14 protein-coding genes are annotated in these 14,536 nt (G+C 70.2%); 9 read left to right on the top strand and 5 right to left on the bottom strand.

Annotated features, from left to right (window positions below; all coding sequences use genetic code 11):
- Nucleotides 1–25: 25 nt before the first annotated feature.
- Nucleotides 26–1,687, bottom strand: coding sequence for an L-lactate permease (locus MMF98_RS03265; RefSeq protein WP_243304285.1), 1,662 nt, complete (start codon nucleotides 1,685–1,687; stop codon nucleotides 26–28).
- 174 nt (nucleotides 1,688–1,861) lie between these two features.
- Entirely contained in the window at nucleotides 1,862–2,770 is a 909-nt protein-coding gene (locus tag MMF98_RS03270; protein WP_243304287.1) for an alpha/beta fold hydrolase, read from the bottom strand.
- A 25-nt stretch (nucleotides 2,771–2,795) separates the two neighbouring features.
- Between MMF98_RS03270 and MMF98_RS03275 the strand changes: the two genes are divergently transcribed.
- The 8 genes from MMF98_RS03275 to MMF98_RS03310 all read left to right on the top strand — a co-directional run bounded on the left by MMF98_RS03275 (nucleotide 2,796) and on the right by MMF98_RS03310 (nucleotide 10,585).
- Entirely contained in the window at nucleotides 2,796–4,727 is a 1,932-nt protein-coding gene (locus tag MMF98_RS03275) for an acetate--CoA ligase (protein ID WP_243304289.1), read from the top strand.
- 58 nt (nucleotides 4,728–4,785) lie between these two features.
- The gene (locus MMF98_RS03280; protein ID WP_243304291.1) at nucleotides 4,786–6,342 is read left to right on the top strand and encodes a CYTH and CHAD domain-containing protein; all 1,557 of its coding nucleotides are present in this window, start codon (nucleotides 4,786–4,788) and stop codon (nucleotides 6,340–6,342) included.
- Nucleotides 6,343–6,423: 81 nt separating this feature from the next.
- The gene (locus MMF98_RS03285) at nucleotides 6,424–7,071 is read left to right on the top strand and encodes a dihydrofolate reductase family protein (protein ID WP_243304293.1); all 648 of its coding nucleotides are present in this window, start codon (nucleotides 6,424–6,426) and stop codon (nucleotides 7,069–7,071) included.
- Between the two features lie 164 nt (nucleotides 7,072–7,235).
- The gene (locus MMF98_RS03290; protein ID WP_243304295.1) at nucleotides 7,236–7,817 is read left to right on the top strand and encodes a protein-S-isoprenylcysteine O-methyltransferase; all 582 of its coding nucleotides are present in this window, start codon (nucleotides 7,236–7,238) and stop codon (nucleotides 7,815–7,817) included.
- Between the two features lie 87 nt (nucleotides 7,818–7,904).
- On the top strand, nucleotides 7,905–8,966 hold the full coding sequence (locus MMF98_RS03295; protein WP_243304297.1) for an aldo/keto reductase: 1,062 nt from the start codon (nucleotides 7,905–7,907) through the stop codon (nucleotides 8,964–8,966).
- Between the two features lie 104 nt (nucleotides 8,967–9,070).
- Nucleotides 9,071–9,562, top strand: coding sequence for an aminoacyl-tRNA deacylase (locus tag MMF98_RS03300; RefSeq protein ID WP_243304299.1), 492 nt, complete (start codon nucleotides 9,071–9,073; stop codon nucleotides 9,560–9,562).
- 40 nt (nucleotides 9,563–9,602) lie between these two features.
- The gene (gene plsY / locus MMF98_RS03305) at nucleotides 9,603–10,232 is read left to right on the top strand and encodes a glycerol-3-phosphate 1-O-acyltransferase PlsY (RefSeq protein ID WP_243304301.1); all 630 of its coding nucleotides are present in this window, start codon (nucleotides 9,603–9,605) and stop codon (nucleotides 10,230–10,232) included.
- Nucleotides 10,229–10,585, top strand: coding sequence for a RidA family protein (locus MMF98_RS03310; RefSeq protein WP_243304303.1), 357 nt, complete (start codon nucleotides 10,229–10,231; stop codon nucleotides 10,583–10,585). Before plsY ends, MMF98_RS03310 begins: the two co-directional genes overlap by 4 nt.
- Before the next feature lie 6 nt (nucleotides 10,586–10,591).
- On the opposite strand, the gene MMF98_RS03315 is transcribed toward MMF98_RS03310, so the two are convergent.
- The 3 genes from MMF98_RS03315 to MMF98_RS03325 all read right to left on the bottom strand — a co-directional run bounded on the left by MMF98_RS03315 (nucleotide 10,592) and on the right by MMF98_RS03325 (nucleotide 13,445).
- Complete coding sequence (locus tag MMF98_RS03315; protein ID WP_243304304.1) at nucleotides 10,592–12,214, bottom strand: MFS transporter; 1,623 nt, start codon at nucleotides 12,212–12,214, stop codon at nucleotides 10,592–10,594.
- An 80-nt stretch (nucleotides 12,215–12,294) separates the two neighbouring features.
- A complete protein-coding gene (locus MMF98_RS03320; RefSeq protein WP_243304306.1) occupies nucleotides 12,295–12,954 on the bottom strand; it encodes a retropepsin-like aspartic protease family protein in 660 nt (219 codons plus the stop codon).
- Between the two features lie 5 nt (nucleotides 12,955–12,959).
- Nucleotides 12,960–13,445, bottom strand: a complete 486-nt coding sequence (locus tag MMF98_RS03325) for a YajQ family cyclic di-GMP-binding protein (RefSeq protein WP_243304308.1) — start codon at nucleotides 13,443–13,445, stop codon at nucleotides 12,960–12,962.
- A gap of 46 nt (nucleotides 13,446–13,491) precedes the next feature.
- Between MMF98_RS03325 and murB the strand changes: the two genes are divergently transcribed.
- A complete protein-coding gene (murB, locus tag MMF98_RS03330) occupies nucleotides 13,492–14,532 on the top strand; it encodes a UDP-N-acetylmuramate dehydrogenase (RefSeq protein WP_243304310.1) in 1,041 nt (346 codons plus the stop codon).
- Nucleotides 14,533–14,536 lie beyond the last annotated feature (4 nt).

Genomic DNA, 14,536 nt, shown 5'->3' on the forward strand with positions numbered 1-14,536 from the left:
CGGGTCCCGCCCGGCCGGCGGCGGGTCAGCGCACCACCATCAGGGTGAAAGGCGGCACATAGGCCTGCAGCGTCACCAGCAGGCCGACCAGGCAGGCCAGCGCGATGGAGTGGAAGAACACGTAGCGCAGGATGTCGCCCTCGTGGTGCAGCCAGCGCGTGGCGGTGGAGGCCACCACGATGGACTGGGCGTCGATCATCTTGCCCATCACGCCGCCCGAGCTGTTGGCCGCGCCCATCAGGTTGGGCGCCAGGCCGAGCTGGTCGGCCGCCACCTTCTGCATGCCGCCGAACAGCACGTTGGAGGCCGTGTCGGAGCCCGTGAGCGCCACGCCGAGCCAGCCCATCAGCGTGCCGAAGAACGGGTAGAACACGCCGGTGTTGGCGAACGCCAGGCCCAGGGTGGTGTCCAGCCCCGAGTAGCGGGTCAGGGTGCCCAGCGCCAGCATCAGCACGATGGTGAGCAGCGAATACTTGACGAGCCAGAGCGTGCGCCCGTAGGCCGACACCAGCTGGCCCACGGTGTATTTCATGGCCAGGCCGCCGACCAGGGCCGACAGCAGGATGCCGGTGCCGGTGGCCGACAGCAGCAGGAAGGCGTAGACCGCGCCTTCCTTGGTGGGGTGGGGCACGGCCGGCGCCACCTTCTCGACCATGTTGTGCAGCCCCGCGATCACGTAGTTGGGCGCGAACAGGCCGTTGAGCCAGTTCTTGACCGGCGGCAGGCCCCAGATGAAGACGAACACCGTGAGGATGACCCAGGGCGTCCAGGCGCGCACCACCGCGGCGCGCGCATGGCGGGCGGGCGCGGCCGCCGGGGGCGGCTCGCCGCCGTCCTGCGCGTGCCCCTTGAGCGAGACCGAGCGCCAGATGCTGCGCGGGCGCCAGACGCGCAGGAACAGTACCAGCGCCGCCATCGAGCAGAGCGCGGCGATGATGTCGACCAGCTCCGGCCCGATGTAGTTGGACACCAGGAACTGCGGCACCGCGAAGGCCAGGCCGGTGACCAGGATCGCCGGCCAGACCTCCTGCATGCCCTTGCGCCCGGCGAAGGCCCAGATCAGCCAGAACGGCACCAGCACCGAGAAGAAGGGCAGCTGGCGCCCGATCATGGCCGTCACCTGCATCAGGTCGTAGCCATGCACCTTGGCCAGCGTGATGACGGGCGTGCCCAGCGCGCCGAACGCCACCGGCGCCGTGTTGGCGATCAGCGACAGGCCCGAGGCTGCCAGCGGCGAGAAGCCGAGCCCGATCAGGATCGCGGCCGTCACCGCCACCGGCGTGCCGAAGCCGGCCGCGCCCTCGAAGAACGCGCCGAACGAGAAGGCGATCAGCAGCAGCTGCAGGCGCCGGTCCTCGGTGATGCCCGCGATCGAGTCCTGCAGGATTTTGAAGCTGCCGTTCTGCTCGGTGAGCTGGTGCAGGTAGATGATGTTGAGCACGATCCAGCCGATCGGCAGCAGCCCGGTCAGCCCGCCCAGCACCGCGGCACGCCCCGCCATGCCGGGCGGCATGCCGAAGGCCAGGATGGCGATGGCCAGCGCGCTGACCAGGCCGGCCGCGGCGGCGATGTGGGCCTTGAAATGCAGCAGGCCCAGCCCGACCAGCAGCACCGCGACGGGAATCGCGGCGAGCACGGTGGAGAGCCACATGCTGCCCATGGGGTTGTAGACCTGCTGCCAGACCATGACTGTCTCCTGAAGTCGTCAATCGAACGAATGACTCAATCAAAAACAGCAAAACCCGTGTGTCCGCACCCGGCTCGCGGCGGGGCTTTTTCAGGACCTGGCCCAGTATCCTGCGAAACGCGCCGCCTTGCACGGGCGGCGCGCGACGACATCGCAGGCCCCGTGAACAAGTTCTCAGGCCGCGTCGAGAAACCCTTCGAGCAGGCGGGCCAGCGCCTGCGGCTGGTCATGGTGCAGCATGTGGCCCGCGTCCTCGATCAGGGCGCGGCGCAGGTCGGGCACGGCGGCCAGGCGCTCGTGGAATTCGGCCAGCGAGTACTTGCCCTGCCACCACTGGTCGAGGCTGTTGTCGGAGGCCTCCACCACCAGCGTGGGCGCGCTGATGCGGCGGTACAGCTCGAGCACTTCGTCCACCCGGAACAGCTGGGCGTTGACGATCTTGTGCGCCGCATCGCCCAGGATCTCCCACTGGCCGCCGGCGTTGGGCCGGGCCCAGTGCCCGGCCAGCCAGTCGGCCTGGTCCTGCTTCAGGCGCGGGTTGGTCTTCATGAGGCGGCGCGCCACGCCGTCGGGCCCGTCGTAGGCCTTGAGCGCCATCTCGCCACGGTGCAGGCTCTTGAGCTCGTCGATCCAGCGCGCATAGCGCCCCGGCGCCTGCGCCGGCCGGGTGGCGGGCATGCCGAAGCCCTCGAGGTTGACCAGCCGGCGGATGCGCTCGGGCCGCACGCCGGCATAGAACATCACCACGTTGCCGCCCATGCTGTGGCCCACCAGGTCGACCGGCTGGCTGCCGGCGTAGTGGTCGAGCAGGAAGTCGAGGTCGGCCAGGTAGTCGGGGAACCAGTAGTTGTCGGTGGGGCTGCCTGCGGTCAGGCCGTAGCCGCGCCAGTCGGGCGCGATCACGTGGCGGTCGTGGCTCAGCGCATCCACCACGAACTGGTAGGAAGCCGCCACGTCCATCCAGCCGTGCACCAGGACCAGGGGCGCCTGGCCCGGCACGGGCTCGCCCCAGAGACGCACGTGGTAATCGAGGTGACGAATCGGGACAAATTCGCTGCGGGAAACTCGTTGGACTTGGTACATTCAATCCATCATAAGGAGAGCCGGCATGGGCGTCAGTCAAGTCAAGGACAGCCACTCGGCGCTGCACGGCGGCTTCCGCTGGCAGGTGCCCGAGACCTTCAACATCGCGCAGGTCTGCTGCACGCGCTGGGCCGAGCAGCCAGATGCTACAAAAAGAATAGCTGTTGAGCACCACGTGGCGCGGACCTCTGGCCCTTCTTATTCATTTTTTGCGTTGCAGGAGGCCGCCAACCGCCTGAGCAACCTGCTGCAGGCGCTGGGCGTCGCGCGCGGCGACCGCGTGGCCATCGTGATGCCGCAGCGCTTCGAGACGGCGGTGGCCTACATGGCGGTGTTCCAGCTCGGCGCGGTGGCGATGCCGCTGTCCATGCTGTTCGGGCCCGAGGCGCTGGAATACCGGCTGCACGACAGCGGCGCCGTGGTGGCCGTGTGCGACGAAAGCGCCATCGACAGCCTGCTGGCCGTGCGCGCGCGCTGCCCGGCGCTGCGCAAGCTCATCGGCGTGGGCGAAGCGGCCGAGCGCGCCGACCTCGAGTACGAGCTGATGGCGGCCCTGCAACTGCCGCGCTTCACCGCCGTCGACACCCGGGCCGACGAAGGCGCGGTGCTCATCTACACCAGCGGCACCACCGGCCCGCCCAAGGGTGCGCTGCTCCCGCACCGCGCGCTGATCGGCAACCTGCCGGGCTTCGTCTGCAGCCAGAACTGGTTTGGGTTCGACCCGCAAGCCAGGGCCCAGGCTCCCGCCCCCGTGCGGGGGCGGGCGGGGGGAGGGGGCGGGCGCGGCAAGGGCAACGCCCAGTCCGCCGGGGACCGGAACACGGCCGTGTTCTGGTCCCCGGCGGACTGGGCCTGGACCGGCGGCCTGATGGACGCCCTGCTGCCCAGCCTCTACTTCGGCCGCCCCATCGTCGCCTTCAGCGGCCGCTTCAGCCCCGAGGCGGCGTTCACGCTGATGCAGCAGCACGGCGTGACCCACACCTTCCTGTTTCCCACCGCGCTCAAGGCCATGATGAAGGCCTGCCCCGAGCCGCGGCGGCACTACCGGCTGCGGCTGCAGGCCATCATGAGCGCGGGCGAGGCCGTGGGCGACGCGGTGTTCGCCTACTGCCAGGAGCAGCTCGGCGTGACCGTCAACGAGATGTTCGGCCAGACCGAGATCAACTACATCGTCGGCAACTGCGCCATGGAATGGGCCCCCACGCTCCCCGCTTCGCGCGGTTCGCTGCCCCCCGAGGGGGCCCAACCCGCCTTGGGGCGGCCCGGCGGCGGGTTGCCGGCGCGCCGCGCCGGCCCCGTTGGCTGGCCCGCGCGCCCCGGCAGCATGGGCCGGCCCTACCCGGGCCACCGCGTTGCCGTGATCGACGAGGAAGGCCGCGAGTGCCCCGTGGGTGTGCCCGGCGACGTGGCGCTGCACCGCTTCGACGTGCACGGCGAGCCCGACCCGATCTTCTTCCTCGGCTACTGGAACAACGACACGGCCACGCGCAACAAATTCACCGGCGACTGGTGCCGCACCGGCGACATGGCCGTGCGCGACGCCGACGGCTACCTCTGGTACCAGGGCCGCGCCGACGACGTGTTCAAGGCCGCCGGCTACCGCATCGGGCCCGGCGAGATCGAGAACTGCCTGGTCAAGCACCCGGCCGTGGCCAACGCCGCCGTGGTGCCCAAGCCCGACCGCGAGCGCGGTGCCGTGGTCAAGGCCTACGTCGTGCTTGCTCCTGATTTCATAGCTAGAAATGACCAGGTGATGGGGACCTCTGGCCAATTTGAAGCCAAACTCGTGGCCGAACTGCAGGCCCACGTCAAGGGCCGGCTCGCGCCCTACGAATACCCCAAGGAGATCGAGTTCATCGACGCCCTGCCCATGACCACCACCGGCAAGGTGCAGCGCCGCGTGCTGCGGCTGCAGGAAGAGGAGCGCGCCCGCGCCGCGGCGCCCGCCAGGCCATGAATCGCCGGGCCGCTCCTGCGCGAACGCCGCGCGCGGCCCGCGAGGCGGGAGTTTCTCCATGAACACTACCGGCGCGCCCATCGAACTCGAACTCAAGCTGGCCGTGCGGCCGCAGGACGCCGACCGGCTGGCGGCGCATCCCCTGATCGCGCGCCATGCCGGCGGCGCGGCGCAGACGCAGCTCATGCTCGCGCATTACCTGGACACGCCCGAGCGCGCGCTGGCCGCGGCCGGCATGGCGCTGCGCCTGCGGCGCGAGGGCCGCCAATGGCGGCAGACCCTCAAGACTTCGGGCGGCGAGGCGCTGGCGCTGCGCGCGCGTGGCGAGTGGGAGCACGCTCTGCCCGCCGCGCGGCTGGACTGGGCGGCGCTGCGGCGCACCCCGCTGGCCGCGCTGCCGGCCTACGCCGGGCGCGCCGGCTGGAAGGCCCTGGCCGCGGACCTGAAGCCCGTGTTCACCACCCGCTTCCAGCGGCGCAACTGGGCGCTGGCGCTGCCCGGCGGAACGCAGGCCGTGCTGAGCCTGGACCAGGGCCACATCGCCTGCGGCCGCGGCGCGCGCCGCCGCACGGTGCCGATCTGCGAGCTGGAGCTCGAATGCCAGGCCGGCGACCCGGCGCGGCTCTGGAAATTCGCGGCCGAACTCGCCAAAGAGTGGCCGCTGATCCCGCTGGCGGCGAGCAAGGCCGAGCGCGGGCACGAGCTGGCGGCGCAGGCCCGGCCCGCGCCGCACAAGGGCAAGCCCCCCAAGCTGGCGCGCACCGGCGGCGTGCCCCAGGCGCTGGCCGCCGCGCTCGGCGCGCCACTGGCCGCGCTGCAGCACAACCTGCGGCATCTGGACGCGGCCGACCCCGAGTTCGTGCACCAGGCGCGGGTGGCGCTGCGCCGGCTGCGCTCGGTGCTGCGCGCCTTCGGGCCGCTGCCCGGCCTCAAGGGGCTGGGCCGGCCGATCACCGGCCTGGACGCCCCCTTGCGCGCGCTCGGCCAGGTGCTGGGCGCGGCGCGCGATGCCGATGTCTTTGAACTGCAGACGCTGCCGGCCTGGCGCGAAGCCCTGCCCGCGGCCCTGGCCGGCGAGCTCGACCGCCTTGCGCCGCAGGCCGCGCAGGTGCGCCGCGAGACCCAGGCCGCCGCCGCCGCGCTGGCGGCCTCGGCCGCCTATGGGCAGACGCTGCTGCGCGCCGAGCGGCTGGTGTTCGACGCCGCGGCGGCGCCGCACGGCGGCGGCGCGCTGGAGCCCCTGGCCCGGCGCCTGCTCGGCGCAAGCCATGAGCGCGTGTGGCGCGCGGCGCGCGGCCTGACGCGGCTGACGGCCGCGCAGCGGCACCGCCTGCGCATCGACGTCAAGCGCCTGCGCTACGGGCTCGACCTCTGGTCGTCGCTGTGGCCCGAGGCCGCGACGCGGCCCTACCGGCAGGCGCTGGCCGGGCTGCAGGACGAGCTGGGCGCCCTCAACGACGCGGCGGTGGCCGGCCAGACGCTGGCCGCGCTCGGCGCCTCTGCCGCGCTGCGCAAGGCCTGTGCCGCGCGCGAACGCAGCCTGCTGGCGCAGCGGCTGCCGCTGGCGGCCCAGACCCTGGCCGCGCTGGACCTGTGCGCCGCGCCCTGGCGCTGAGCCCATGTCCCACTTGAGATCCGACCGCGCGAGACAGATTCACCCCTCCCTTCATCCACTCACTCCTTCATGAGGCAGGCCATGACGCAACTCCGAGTCCAGAGCTTTACGGTTTCCATCGATGGCTACGGTGCCGGGCCGAACCAGGATCTCCAGAATCCGCTCGGCGTGAGAGGGCCCGAGCTGATGGAGTGGCTCTTCCACACGCGCCTGTGGAGCCAGATGCATGGGCAAGGCGATGGCGAGACCGGGGTCGACAACGCGATGGCGGAAAAAGGCTTTGCCGGCGTGGGCGCCTGGATCCTGGGGCGCAACATGTTCGGCCCCATCCGGGGCCCGTGGCCGGACGACCACTGGAAGGGCTGGTGGGGTGAGGAGCCGCCGTACCACACGCCCGTGTTCGTGCTGACGCACCATCCGCGCCCCTCGCTGGCCATGGCGGGCGGCACGGAGTTCCACTTCGTCACCGGGGGCATCCATGCCGCGCTCGCGCAGGCCACCGCGGCGGCGAACGGCCGCGATGTGCGCCTTGGCGGCGGCGTGTCCACCATCCGCCAGTACGTGCGCGCCGGCCTGGTCGATGAACTGCATCTGGCCGTTCGGCCGGTCTGGCTCGGCACCGGCGAGTCGCTGTGGGAAGGCCTGGACATGCGGGCCCTGGGCTATGAGTGCACGGACTGCGTGGCCGGCGAGCGCGCGACCCACGTGTTCCTGCGCAAGCAGGCTTGATGCGGGATTCGGCCGGAGCCGCTGCGAGCGCCCTCGGCAAACCGTCTGGCGACGGCCTGACGCCGCTCGCGCCGCCACCGTGCATTTCGTCGCATGGCCGATGCGGCCTTCCGTCTCCAGGGTGAAGATGCGGCCCATCTTCTTGCAACCCTCGAAAGCTGCCCATGAGTCCTGCCGTTTCGCATGCCGCCTTCCTGGCCGGCCTGGCTGCCTACCTGGCCATCCGCGTCCTGTTTCAACGCCGGATGGCCGTTGCGGCCAAAGCCATTGGCAGATCCAGCCTGCGAGACCGGCTGCTCGTGTGGGCGGTCATCGCGGGGCAGATCCTCATTCCTCTGGTGTTCATGCTGACACCGTGGCTCGACGCCGCCACCTACGAACCCCTGCTCGCAAGCTTGTGGTTCGGCATGGCCTTCACGCTGGCTGGGCTGTGGCTGTTCTGGCACTCGCATTCGGATCTGGGTGACAACTGGTCGGTCACCCTGGAGCTCAACGAGAACCATCGCCTGGTGACGCAGGGTGTCTATCGGCGCATCCGCCATCCCATGTATGCGTCGTTCTTTCTGATGAGTTTTGCGCAGGCGCTGCTGTTGAACAACGGGGTGGCCGGCGGGGCGGCGTTCGCCGCGGTGCTGCTGATGTATCTCGTGCGCGTCCCTCATGAGGAGAAGATGATGGAGGACTGTTTTGGGACGGAGTACGCGGCCTACTCCCGGCAGACGGGCCGGGTGCTGCCGCGCTTCTGACCGGCGCCCCGGCGCATTGGCCGGACGCCCGAGCGCCCATGCCCTCGATTCCGTACACTTGCAGCCTCGCAACGGAGTCCCTTTCGCATGAACACCATCCAGCTCGGCCAGAGCGACCTGCATGTCACCCCCATCTGCCTCGGCACCATGACCTTCGGCGAGCAGGTGGACGAAGCCACGGCCCACGCCATTCTCGACCGCTCGCTGGAGCGCGGCGTCAACTTTCTCGATACCGCCGAGATGTACTCGGTGCCCACGCGCGCCGAGACCTACGGCGCCACCGAAACCATCCTCGGCCGCTGGTTCGCGAAGCGCCCCGGCGCGCGCAGCAAGCTGGTGCTGGCCACCAAGGTGGCCGGCCCCTCGCGCGGCATGCCCTGGGTGCGCGAGGGCGGCGGTATGACGGGCAAGGACATCATCGCCTCGTGCGAGGCCAGCCTCAAGCGCCTGCAGACCGACGTGATCGACCTCTACCAGATCCACTGGCCCGAGCGCCACGTGCCGGCCTTCGGCATGATGTACTACGACCCGTCCAAGGAAAAGTCGGCCACCTCCATCCATGAGCAGCTCGAAGCCCTGGGCTCGCTGGTCAAGGCCGGCAAGGTGCGCGCCATCGGCCTGTCCAACGAAACACCCTACGGCGTGCACGAGTTCGTGCGGCTGGCCGAGGCGCATGGCCTGCCGCGCGTGGCCACGGTGCAGAACGTCTACTGCCTGATCAGCCGCGCGGCCGAGAACGCGCTGGACGAAACCATGCACCGCCTGGGCGTCTCGCTGCTGGCCTATTCGCCGCTGGGCTTCGGCCTGCTGACGGGCAAGTACGACGTCTCGGGTACCGAAGGGCCGGACGCACCCAAGGAGGCGCGCATCGCCAAGTTCGAGACGGTGCGCAAGCAGCGCTGGGGCCGCGCCGATGCGCTGCGCGCCGCGCGCCGCTACAACGCGCTGGCGCGCGAGCACGGCCTCACGCCCACGCAGATGGCGCTGGCCTTCTGCTACACCAAATGGCAGGTGGCCAGCACCATCATCGGCGTGACCTCGGTGGCGCAGCTCGACGAAGACCTGGACGCCTGGGGCACGACGCTGTCGCCCGAGCTGCTGGCCGCGATCGACGCGGTCCGCTGGGAGATCCGCGACCCGGCGGTGTAGATGAAATCCCCCCGAAGCGCCTACGGCGCCTCCCCCCAAAGGGGGGCGCCACCAGCGGCCCGGCGAAGCCGGTTCCGCGGTGGCCCGCGAGTGGAGACCCTGCGGTGAGCAAGAAAAGCCACGTTAGTGAAACGCCGGCGACGCAATTCCTGAAGACCAACAAGGTTGTGTTCACCGAGCACCCCTACGAGTACCTGGAGCATGGCGGTGCGCAGCACAGTGCCGAGGTGCTGGGCTTCGATCCGTTCACCGTGGTCAAGACCCTGGTGATGCAGGACCAGGATGCCAAGCCGCTGCTGGTGCTGATGCACGGCAACCGCAAGGTCTCGACCAAGAACCTGGCGCGCCAGATCGGCGCCAAGTCGGTCGAGCCCTGCCAGCCCGAGGTGGCGAACCGGCACAGCGGCTACCTGGTGGGCGGCACTTCGCCGTTCGGCACGCGCCGGCAGATGCCGGTCTACATCGAGGAAAGCATCCTGGCGCTGCCCAGGATCGCCATCAACGGCGGGCGGCGCGGCTACCTCGTGGGGATCGATCCGCAGGTCTGCTTGCAGTTGCTCGGCGCCAAGGCGGTGCACTGCGCGCTGGAAGACTGAGCGCGCGCTGGCAGAATAACGGCTCCCACAGGAGACATCGTTGGACTACGTCTATTCCATTCTCGCCGCCATCGCGGCCTACCTCATCGGCTCGCTGTCGTTTGCCGTGATCGTGAGCCGCCTGATGGGCCTGAACGATCCGCGCACCTACGGCAGCAAGAACCCCGGCGCCACCAACGTGCTGCGCTCGGGCAGCAAGCCGGCGGCCGTCGTCACGCTGGTGCTGGACGCGGTCAAGGGCTGGCTGCCGGTGGCGCTGGTCAAGTGGTTCGGCCCGCCCTACGGGCTGGAGGACGGCACCCTGGCGCTGGTCGGGCTCGGCGCCTTCCTCGGCCATCTGTGGCCGGTGTTCTTCCGCTTCCAGGGCGGCAAGGGCGTGGCCACCGCGCTCGGCGTGCTGCTGGGCATCGACTGGCTGCTGGGGCTGGCGACGGCCGCGACCTGGCTGATCATCGCCTTCTTCTTCCGCTATTCGTCGCTGGCCTCGCTGGTGTCCGCCGCGTTCGCGCCGGCCTACTACCTGTTCGGCGACCGGCTGGCCTGGTACACGGAGAAGCCCATCCTGCTGGCCATCGTGGCCATGGCGCTGCTGCTGGCCTACCGCCACCGCGAGAACATCAACCGCTTGCTGCAAGGCAAGGAATCGAGACTGGGAGCCAAGGCGAAATGAGTGATTTTCAGCGTTTTCACGTGGGCCCGCGCCTGAGCGAGATGGCGGTGCACCACGGCACGATCTACCTCGCGGGCCAAGTGCCCGACGACAACAGCAAGGACATCCGCGGCCAGACGGCCGAGGTGCTGGCCATGGTGGACCGCCTGCTGGCCGAGGCCGGCAGCGACAAGACGCGCCTCTTGATGGTGCAGATCTTCCTGGCCGACATGGCCGATTTCCAGGGCATGAACGAGGTCTGGGACGCCTGGGTGGCGCCCGGCCACACGCCGCCGCGCGCCACGGTGCAGGCGCGCCTGGCCAAGCCGGACTGCCGGGTCGAGATCGTGGTGACGGCTGCCGCCCGCGGCTGAGCGCGGCTAGCGGTCGAGCAGGTAGCGCGTGACGACGGGCGGCGCGCTGCCGATGTGGAATTCGAGCTTGCGGTCGCGCAGCGCCACGTCGGCCGCCGTCACGCGGTCGAAGCGGCGCAGGTGCTCGGTCCAGGATTCGTCCACCACCTGCTCGACGTAGCGGTCGGGGTCGTTCATGTCGTTCAGCAGCGCCCAGTACAGCGCGCCCTGGCGCATGCGGCTGCGCCGGCTCTCCTGCATCAGCGCGCGGAACGCCTCGGCGTCGGCCGGGGCAACGCGGTACTCGATGGTGGTCTGCACGCGGCCGCTCTCGGGCGGCGTGTCGGCGGCGACGGGCACCTTGAACACGCGCGACGGCGTCAGGTCTTCCTCGATGCTGCGGTCAACCACCAGGCGCTGGATCAGCCACATCGCGGCCACGCCGGTGAAGGCCGAGATCACCAAGCTCGTGCTGATGCTGCTCAGGGTGGCGACCTGGCCCCAGAGCGCCGCGCCGGTGGCGGTGGCGCCCATGATGGCCATCTGGTAGATCGACATGCCGCGCGCGCGCACCCAGTCGGGCAGCGCCATCTGGGCCGACACGGTGAGCGAGTTGGCCACCGTGATCCAGGCCGTGCCCGCGAAGAACATCGCCGGCACCGCGATCCAGGCGCTGGGCGCGAAGGCCACGGTGAGCGTGGCCAGCGCCTGCAGCGCCGAGCCGCGGAACACCAGCGCTTCGTGCGGCATCCAGCGGCGCAGCCGCCCGAGCTGCAGCGCGGCCACGATGGCGCCCAGGCCCATGGCGGCCAGCAGCAGCGTGAAGGTGCCGGCATCGCCGCCCTGCAGGCCGCGCGCCACCAGCGGCAGCAGCGCCAGCAGGGCGGTGGAATGCAGGAAGAACAGCGAGATGCGCGCCAGCACGGCCTGCATGCGGCGTGACTGCCGCACGAACTGCACGCCCACGCGGATGGCGCTGCCCAGGCGCTCGCGCCCGAGCGGGCTCTCGGTGTGCACCCGCCGCCAGCGCATCAGGACGAAGCCCGCCGCCACCGACAAGAGCGCGTTGAGCACGAACACGTAGGCGCTGCCGGCGCTGGCGATCACGGCGCCCGCCAGCAGCGGGCCGATGATGCGCGAGGCGTTCATCGCCACGCCGTTGAGCGCCAGCGCGGCCGGCAGCTGCAGCCGCGGCACCAGCTCGGGCACGATCGCCGCGAACACCGGCCAGCGCATCGCCAGGCCGATGCCGTTGGCGAAGGTGAGGGCCAGCAGCAGCGGCGCCGTCATGTGGCCGAACAGGATGGTGGCGCACAGCAGCGTGGCCACCGTGGCGACCCAGAACTGCGTGAACATGAAGTAGCGCCTGCGGTCCAGGATGTCGGCCAGCGCGCCGCTGGGCAGGCCCAGCAGCAATACCGGCAGGGTCGAGGCCGACTGCACCAGCGCCACCCACAGCGGCGAGGGCGCGAGCGAGGTCATGAGCCAGGCGGCGGCCACGTCGTTCATCCACATGCAGGTGTTGGCCGCCAGCCAGGTGGCCCAGAGCATGCGGAACACCGGCCGCTTCAGCGGGGCGAAGGCCGACAGCTCGGCAGCGTCCGGCGCCGCGGGAGCGGGCGCCGGATCGTGGGGATTTTCAACGGGCATCAGGTTCGGAGGATAGCGGAGGTGCTATCAAATTGAGAGCATAAAATGTCCAGCGGACGAGGACATGAGCCCCATTTTATTCAAAAACGGCGGTCCAGCACCATCAGGTCGTTGTCGCGCCGCATGGTGAAGCGCGACAGGAAGCTGTTGCCCAGCAGCACGAAGGGCATGGGCTCGGGCGTGACCACCGCCTCCACCCCGTACACCTCGACGTCGTTCACGCGCACGGAGCCGAGCTGCACGCGCCAGCCCTGGGTCACGCCGTTGGCCGTGCCCATGCGCACCGGCTGGCCGGCCCGGTAGTCGAGCCCGACCCGGCCGGCCTCGGCCGCGCTCAGGCTGACCACGCTGGCGCCGGTGTCGACCATGAACTGGACGGCGCGGCCGTTGATGCTGCCCTGGGTCATGAAGTGGCCGCCGCTGCCGACCGGCAGCACGATCTTGTTGCCGCCGCCTGAGCCGCCCTTGCCGCCCACACTGACCGGCGCCTCGCCCACGCGCAGGGTCTGGCGTTTGCCGCCGATCTCCACCACGGCCAGGTCGCCGGCGGCTGACACCACCTTCACGCCCTGCACCGTGTCGCCCGGCCCGGCGGTGCGCGGCGCGCCGCCGTCCACCACCAGCAGCGCCTTGCTGCCCAGCACGCCCGTGAGCGCCACCGACTGGGCGGCGGCCGCGCCGCCGAGCAGCAGCGCCAGCACGGCCCCGCCGGACCGCAGGAGCAGGCGCAGCGGCTTCATGCGCCTCAGTCGCGGAAGTTGTTGAAGGACAGCGGCACGTCGGGCACGTCCTTCTTGATCAGCGCCATCGCGGCCTGCAGGTCGTCGCGCTTGGCGCCGGTCACGCGCACCGCGTCGCCCTGGATCGCGGCCTGCACCTTGAGCTTGCTGTCCTTGACGATGCGCGTGATCTTCTTGGCCTGCTCGGCCTCGATGCCGTTGCGCACCTTGATGAGCTGCTTGACCTTGTCGCCGCCGATCTTCTGCACCTCGCCCTTGTCGAGGAAGCGCACGTCCACGTTGCGCTTGGCCAGCTTGCTGGTGAGGATGTCCTCCACCTGCGTGAGCTGGAACGCGGCGTCGCCGAACAGCGTGATTTCCTTGTCCTTGAGCTCGATCGCGGCCGACGTGCCCTTGAAGTCGAAGCGCGTGCCGATCTCCTTGGCGGCGTTGTCGACCGCGTTTTTGACCTCAACCAGGTTGGGCTCGCAGACGGTGTCGAAAGAAGGCATGAAAACTCCCCCGGGAATAGTTGGATGCGGATGCGACAATTCTCCCATGTTCGTGGAGCAAAACGTACCCCTGCAACCCTACAACAGCTTCGGCATCGTGGCCCGGGCGCACACCCTGGTGCGCGTGCGCGACGAGGCCGACGTGCAGGCCGTGCTGGCCGATCCGCAGCTCGGGCCCGGGCGCAAGTTCGTGCTCGGCGGCGGCAGCAACATCGTGCTCACCGGCGACGTGAAGCCGGTGGTGCTCAAGGTGGAAATCCCGGGCCGGCGGCTGCTCGAGGAGACGCCGCGGGCCTGGATCGTGGAGGCCGGCGCCGGCGAGAACTGGCACGACTTCGTGGCCTGGACGCTGGAGCAGGGCTACCCGGGGCTGGAAAACCTCTCGCTGATCCCCGGCACCGTGGGCGCCGCGCCGGTGCAGAACGTGGGAGCCTACGGCGTGGAGCTGCAGGACCGCTTCGAATCGCTCGACGCGATCGACCTGGAAACCGGCCGCAGCTTCACCCTGGATGCAGCGCAATGCGCCTTCGGCTACCGCGACTCGGTGTTCAAGCACGAAAGCGCCCGGCCCGGCGGCTACGGCCTGGCCGGCAAGGCCCTGATCACCCGCGTGCGCTTTCGCCTGCCCCGGCCCTGGAAGCCGGTGCTGGGCTACCTCGAACTGGAGCGCCGGATGGCCGACGACGGCAACCGCGCGCCCTCGGCGCAGCAGATCCACGACTGGATCTGCGCCATCCGCCGCGCCAAGCTGCCCGATCCGCGCGTCACCGGCAACGCCGGCAGTTTCTTCAAGAACCCGACGGTCACGCCCGAGCAGTGCAGCGACATCATCGCGCGCGAGCCCAACATCGTGCACTACCCGATGCCCGACGGCACGGTCAAGCTGGCGGCCGGCTGGCTGATCGACGCCTGCGGCTGGAAGGGCAAGTCGGTCGGCCATGCCGGCGTCTACGAGAAGCAGGCGCTGGTGCTGGTGAACCGCGGCGGCGCCACCGGCGGCGAGGTGGTGACGCTGGCCAAGGCGATCCAGACCAGCGTGTACGAGCGTTTCGGCATCCGGCTCGAGCCGGAACCGGTGGTGGTATGACTTT

Source organism: Variovorax terrae, from assembly GCF_022809125.1.
Taxonomy (GTDB): Bacteria; Pseudomonadota; Gammaproteobacteria; order Burkholderiales; family Burkholderiaceae_C; genus Variovorax_A; species Variovorax_A terrae.

What these genes read in the sequence shown, in the direction of transcription:
- MMF98_RS03265 (WP_243304285.1), bottom strand. Translation starts at nt 1,687, where the DNA reads ATGGTCTGGCAGCAGGTCTACAACCCCATGGGCAGCATGTGGCTCTCC.
- MMF98_RS03270 (WP_243304287.1), bottom strand. Translation starts at nt 2,770, where the DNA reads ATGTACCAAGTCCAACGAGTTTCCCGCAGCGAATTTGTCCCGATTCGT.
- MMF98_RS03275 (WP_243304289.1), top strand. Translation starts at nt 2,796, where the DNA reads ATGGGCGTCAGTCAAGTCAAGGACAGCCACTCGGCGCTGCACGGCGGC.
- MMF98_RS03280 (WP_243304291.1), top strand. Translation starts at nt 4,786, where the DNA reads ATGAACACTACCGGCGCGCCCATCGAACTCGAACTCAAGCTGGCCGTG.
- MMF98_RS03285 (WP_243304293.1), top strand. Translation starts at nt 6,424, where the DNA reads ATGACGCAACTCCGAGTCCAGAGCTTTACGGTTTCCATCGATGGCTAC.
- MMF98_RS03290 (WP_243304295.1), top strand. Translation starts at nt 7,236, where the DNA reads ATGAGTCCTGCCGTTTCGCATGCCGCCTTCCTGGCCGGCCTGGCTGCC.
- MMF98_RS03295 (WP_243304297.1), top strand. Translation starts at nt 7,905, where the DNA reads ATGAACACCATCCAGCTCGGCCAGAGCGACCTGCATGTCACCCCCATC.
- MMF98_RS03310 (WP_243304303.1), top strand. Translation starts at nt 10,229, where the DNA reads ATGAGTGATTTTCAGCGTTTTCACGTGGGCCCGCGCCTGAGCGAGATG.
- MMF98_RS03315 (WP_243304304.1), bottom strand. Translation starts at nt 12,214, where the DNA reads ATGCCCGTTGAAAATCCCCACGATCCGGCGCCCGCTCCCGCGGCGCCG.
- MMF98_RS03320 (WP_243304306.1), bottom strand. Translation starts at nt 12,954, where the DNA reads ATGAAGCCGCTGCGCCTGCTCCTGCGGTCCGGCGGGGCCGTGCTGGCG.
- MMF98_RS03325 (WP_243304308.1), bottom strand. Translation starts at nt 13,445, where the DNA reads ATGCCTTCTTTCGACACCGTCTGCGAGCCCAACCTGGTTGAGGTCAAA.
- murB (WP_243304310.1), top strand. Translation starts at nt 13,492, where the DNA reads ATGTTCGTGGAGCAAAACGTACCCCTGCAACCCTACAACAGCTTCGGC.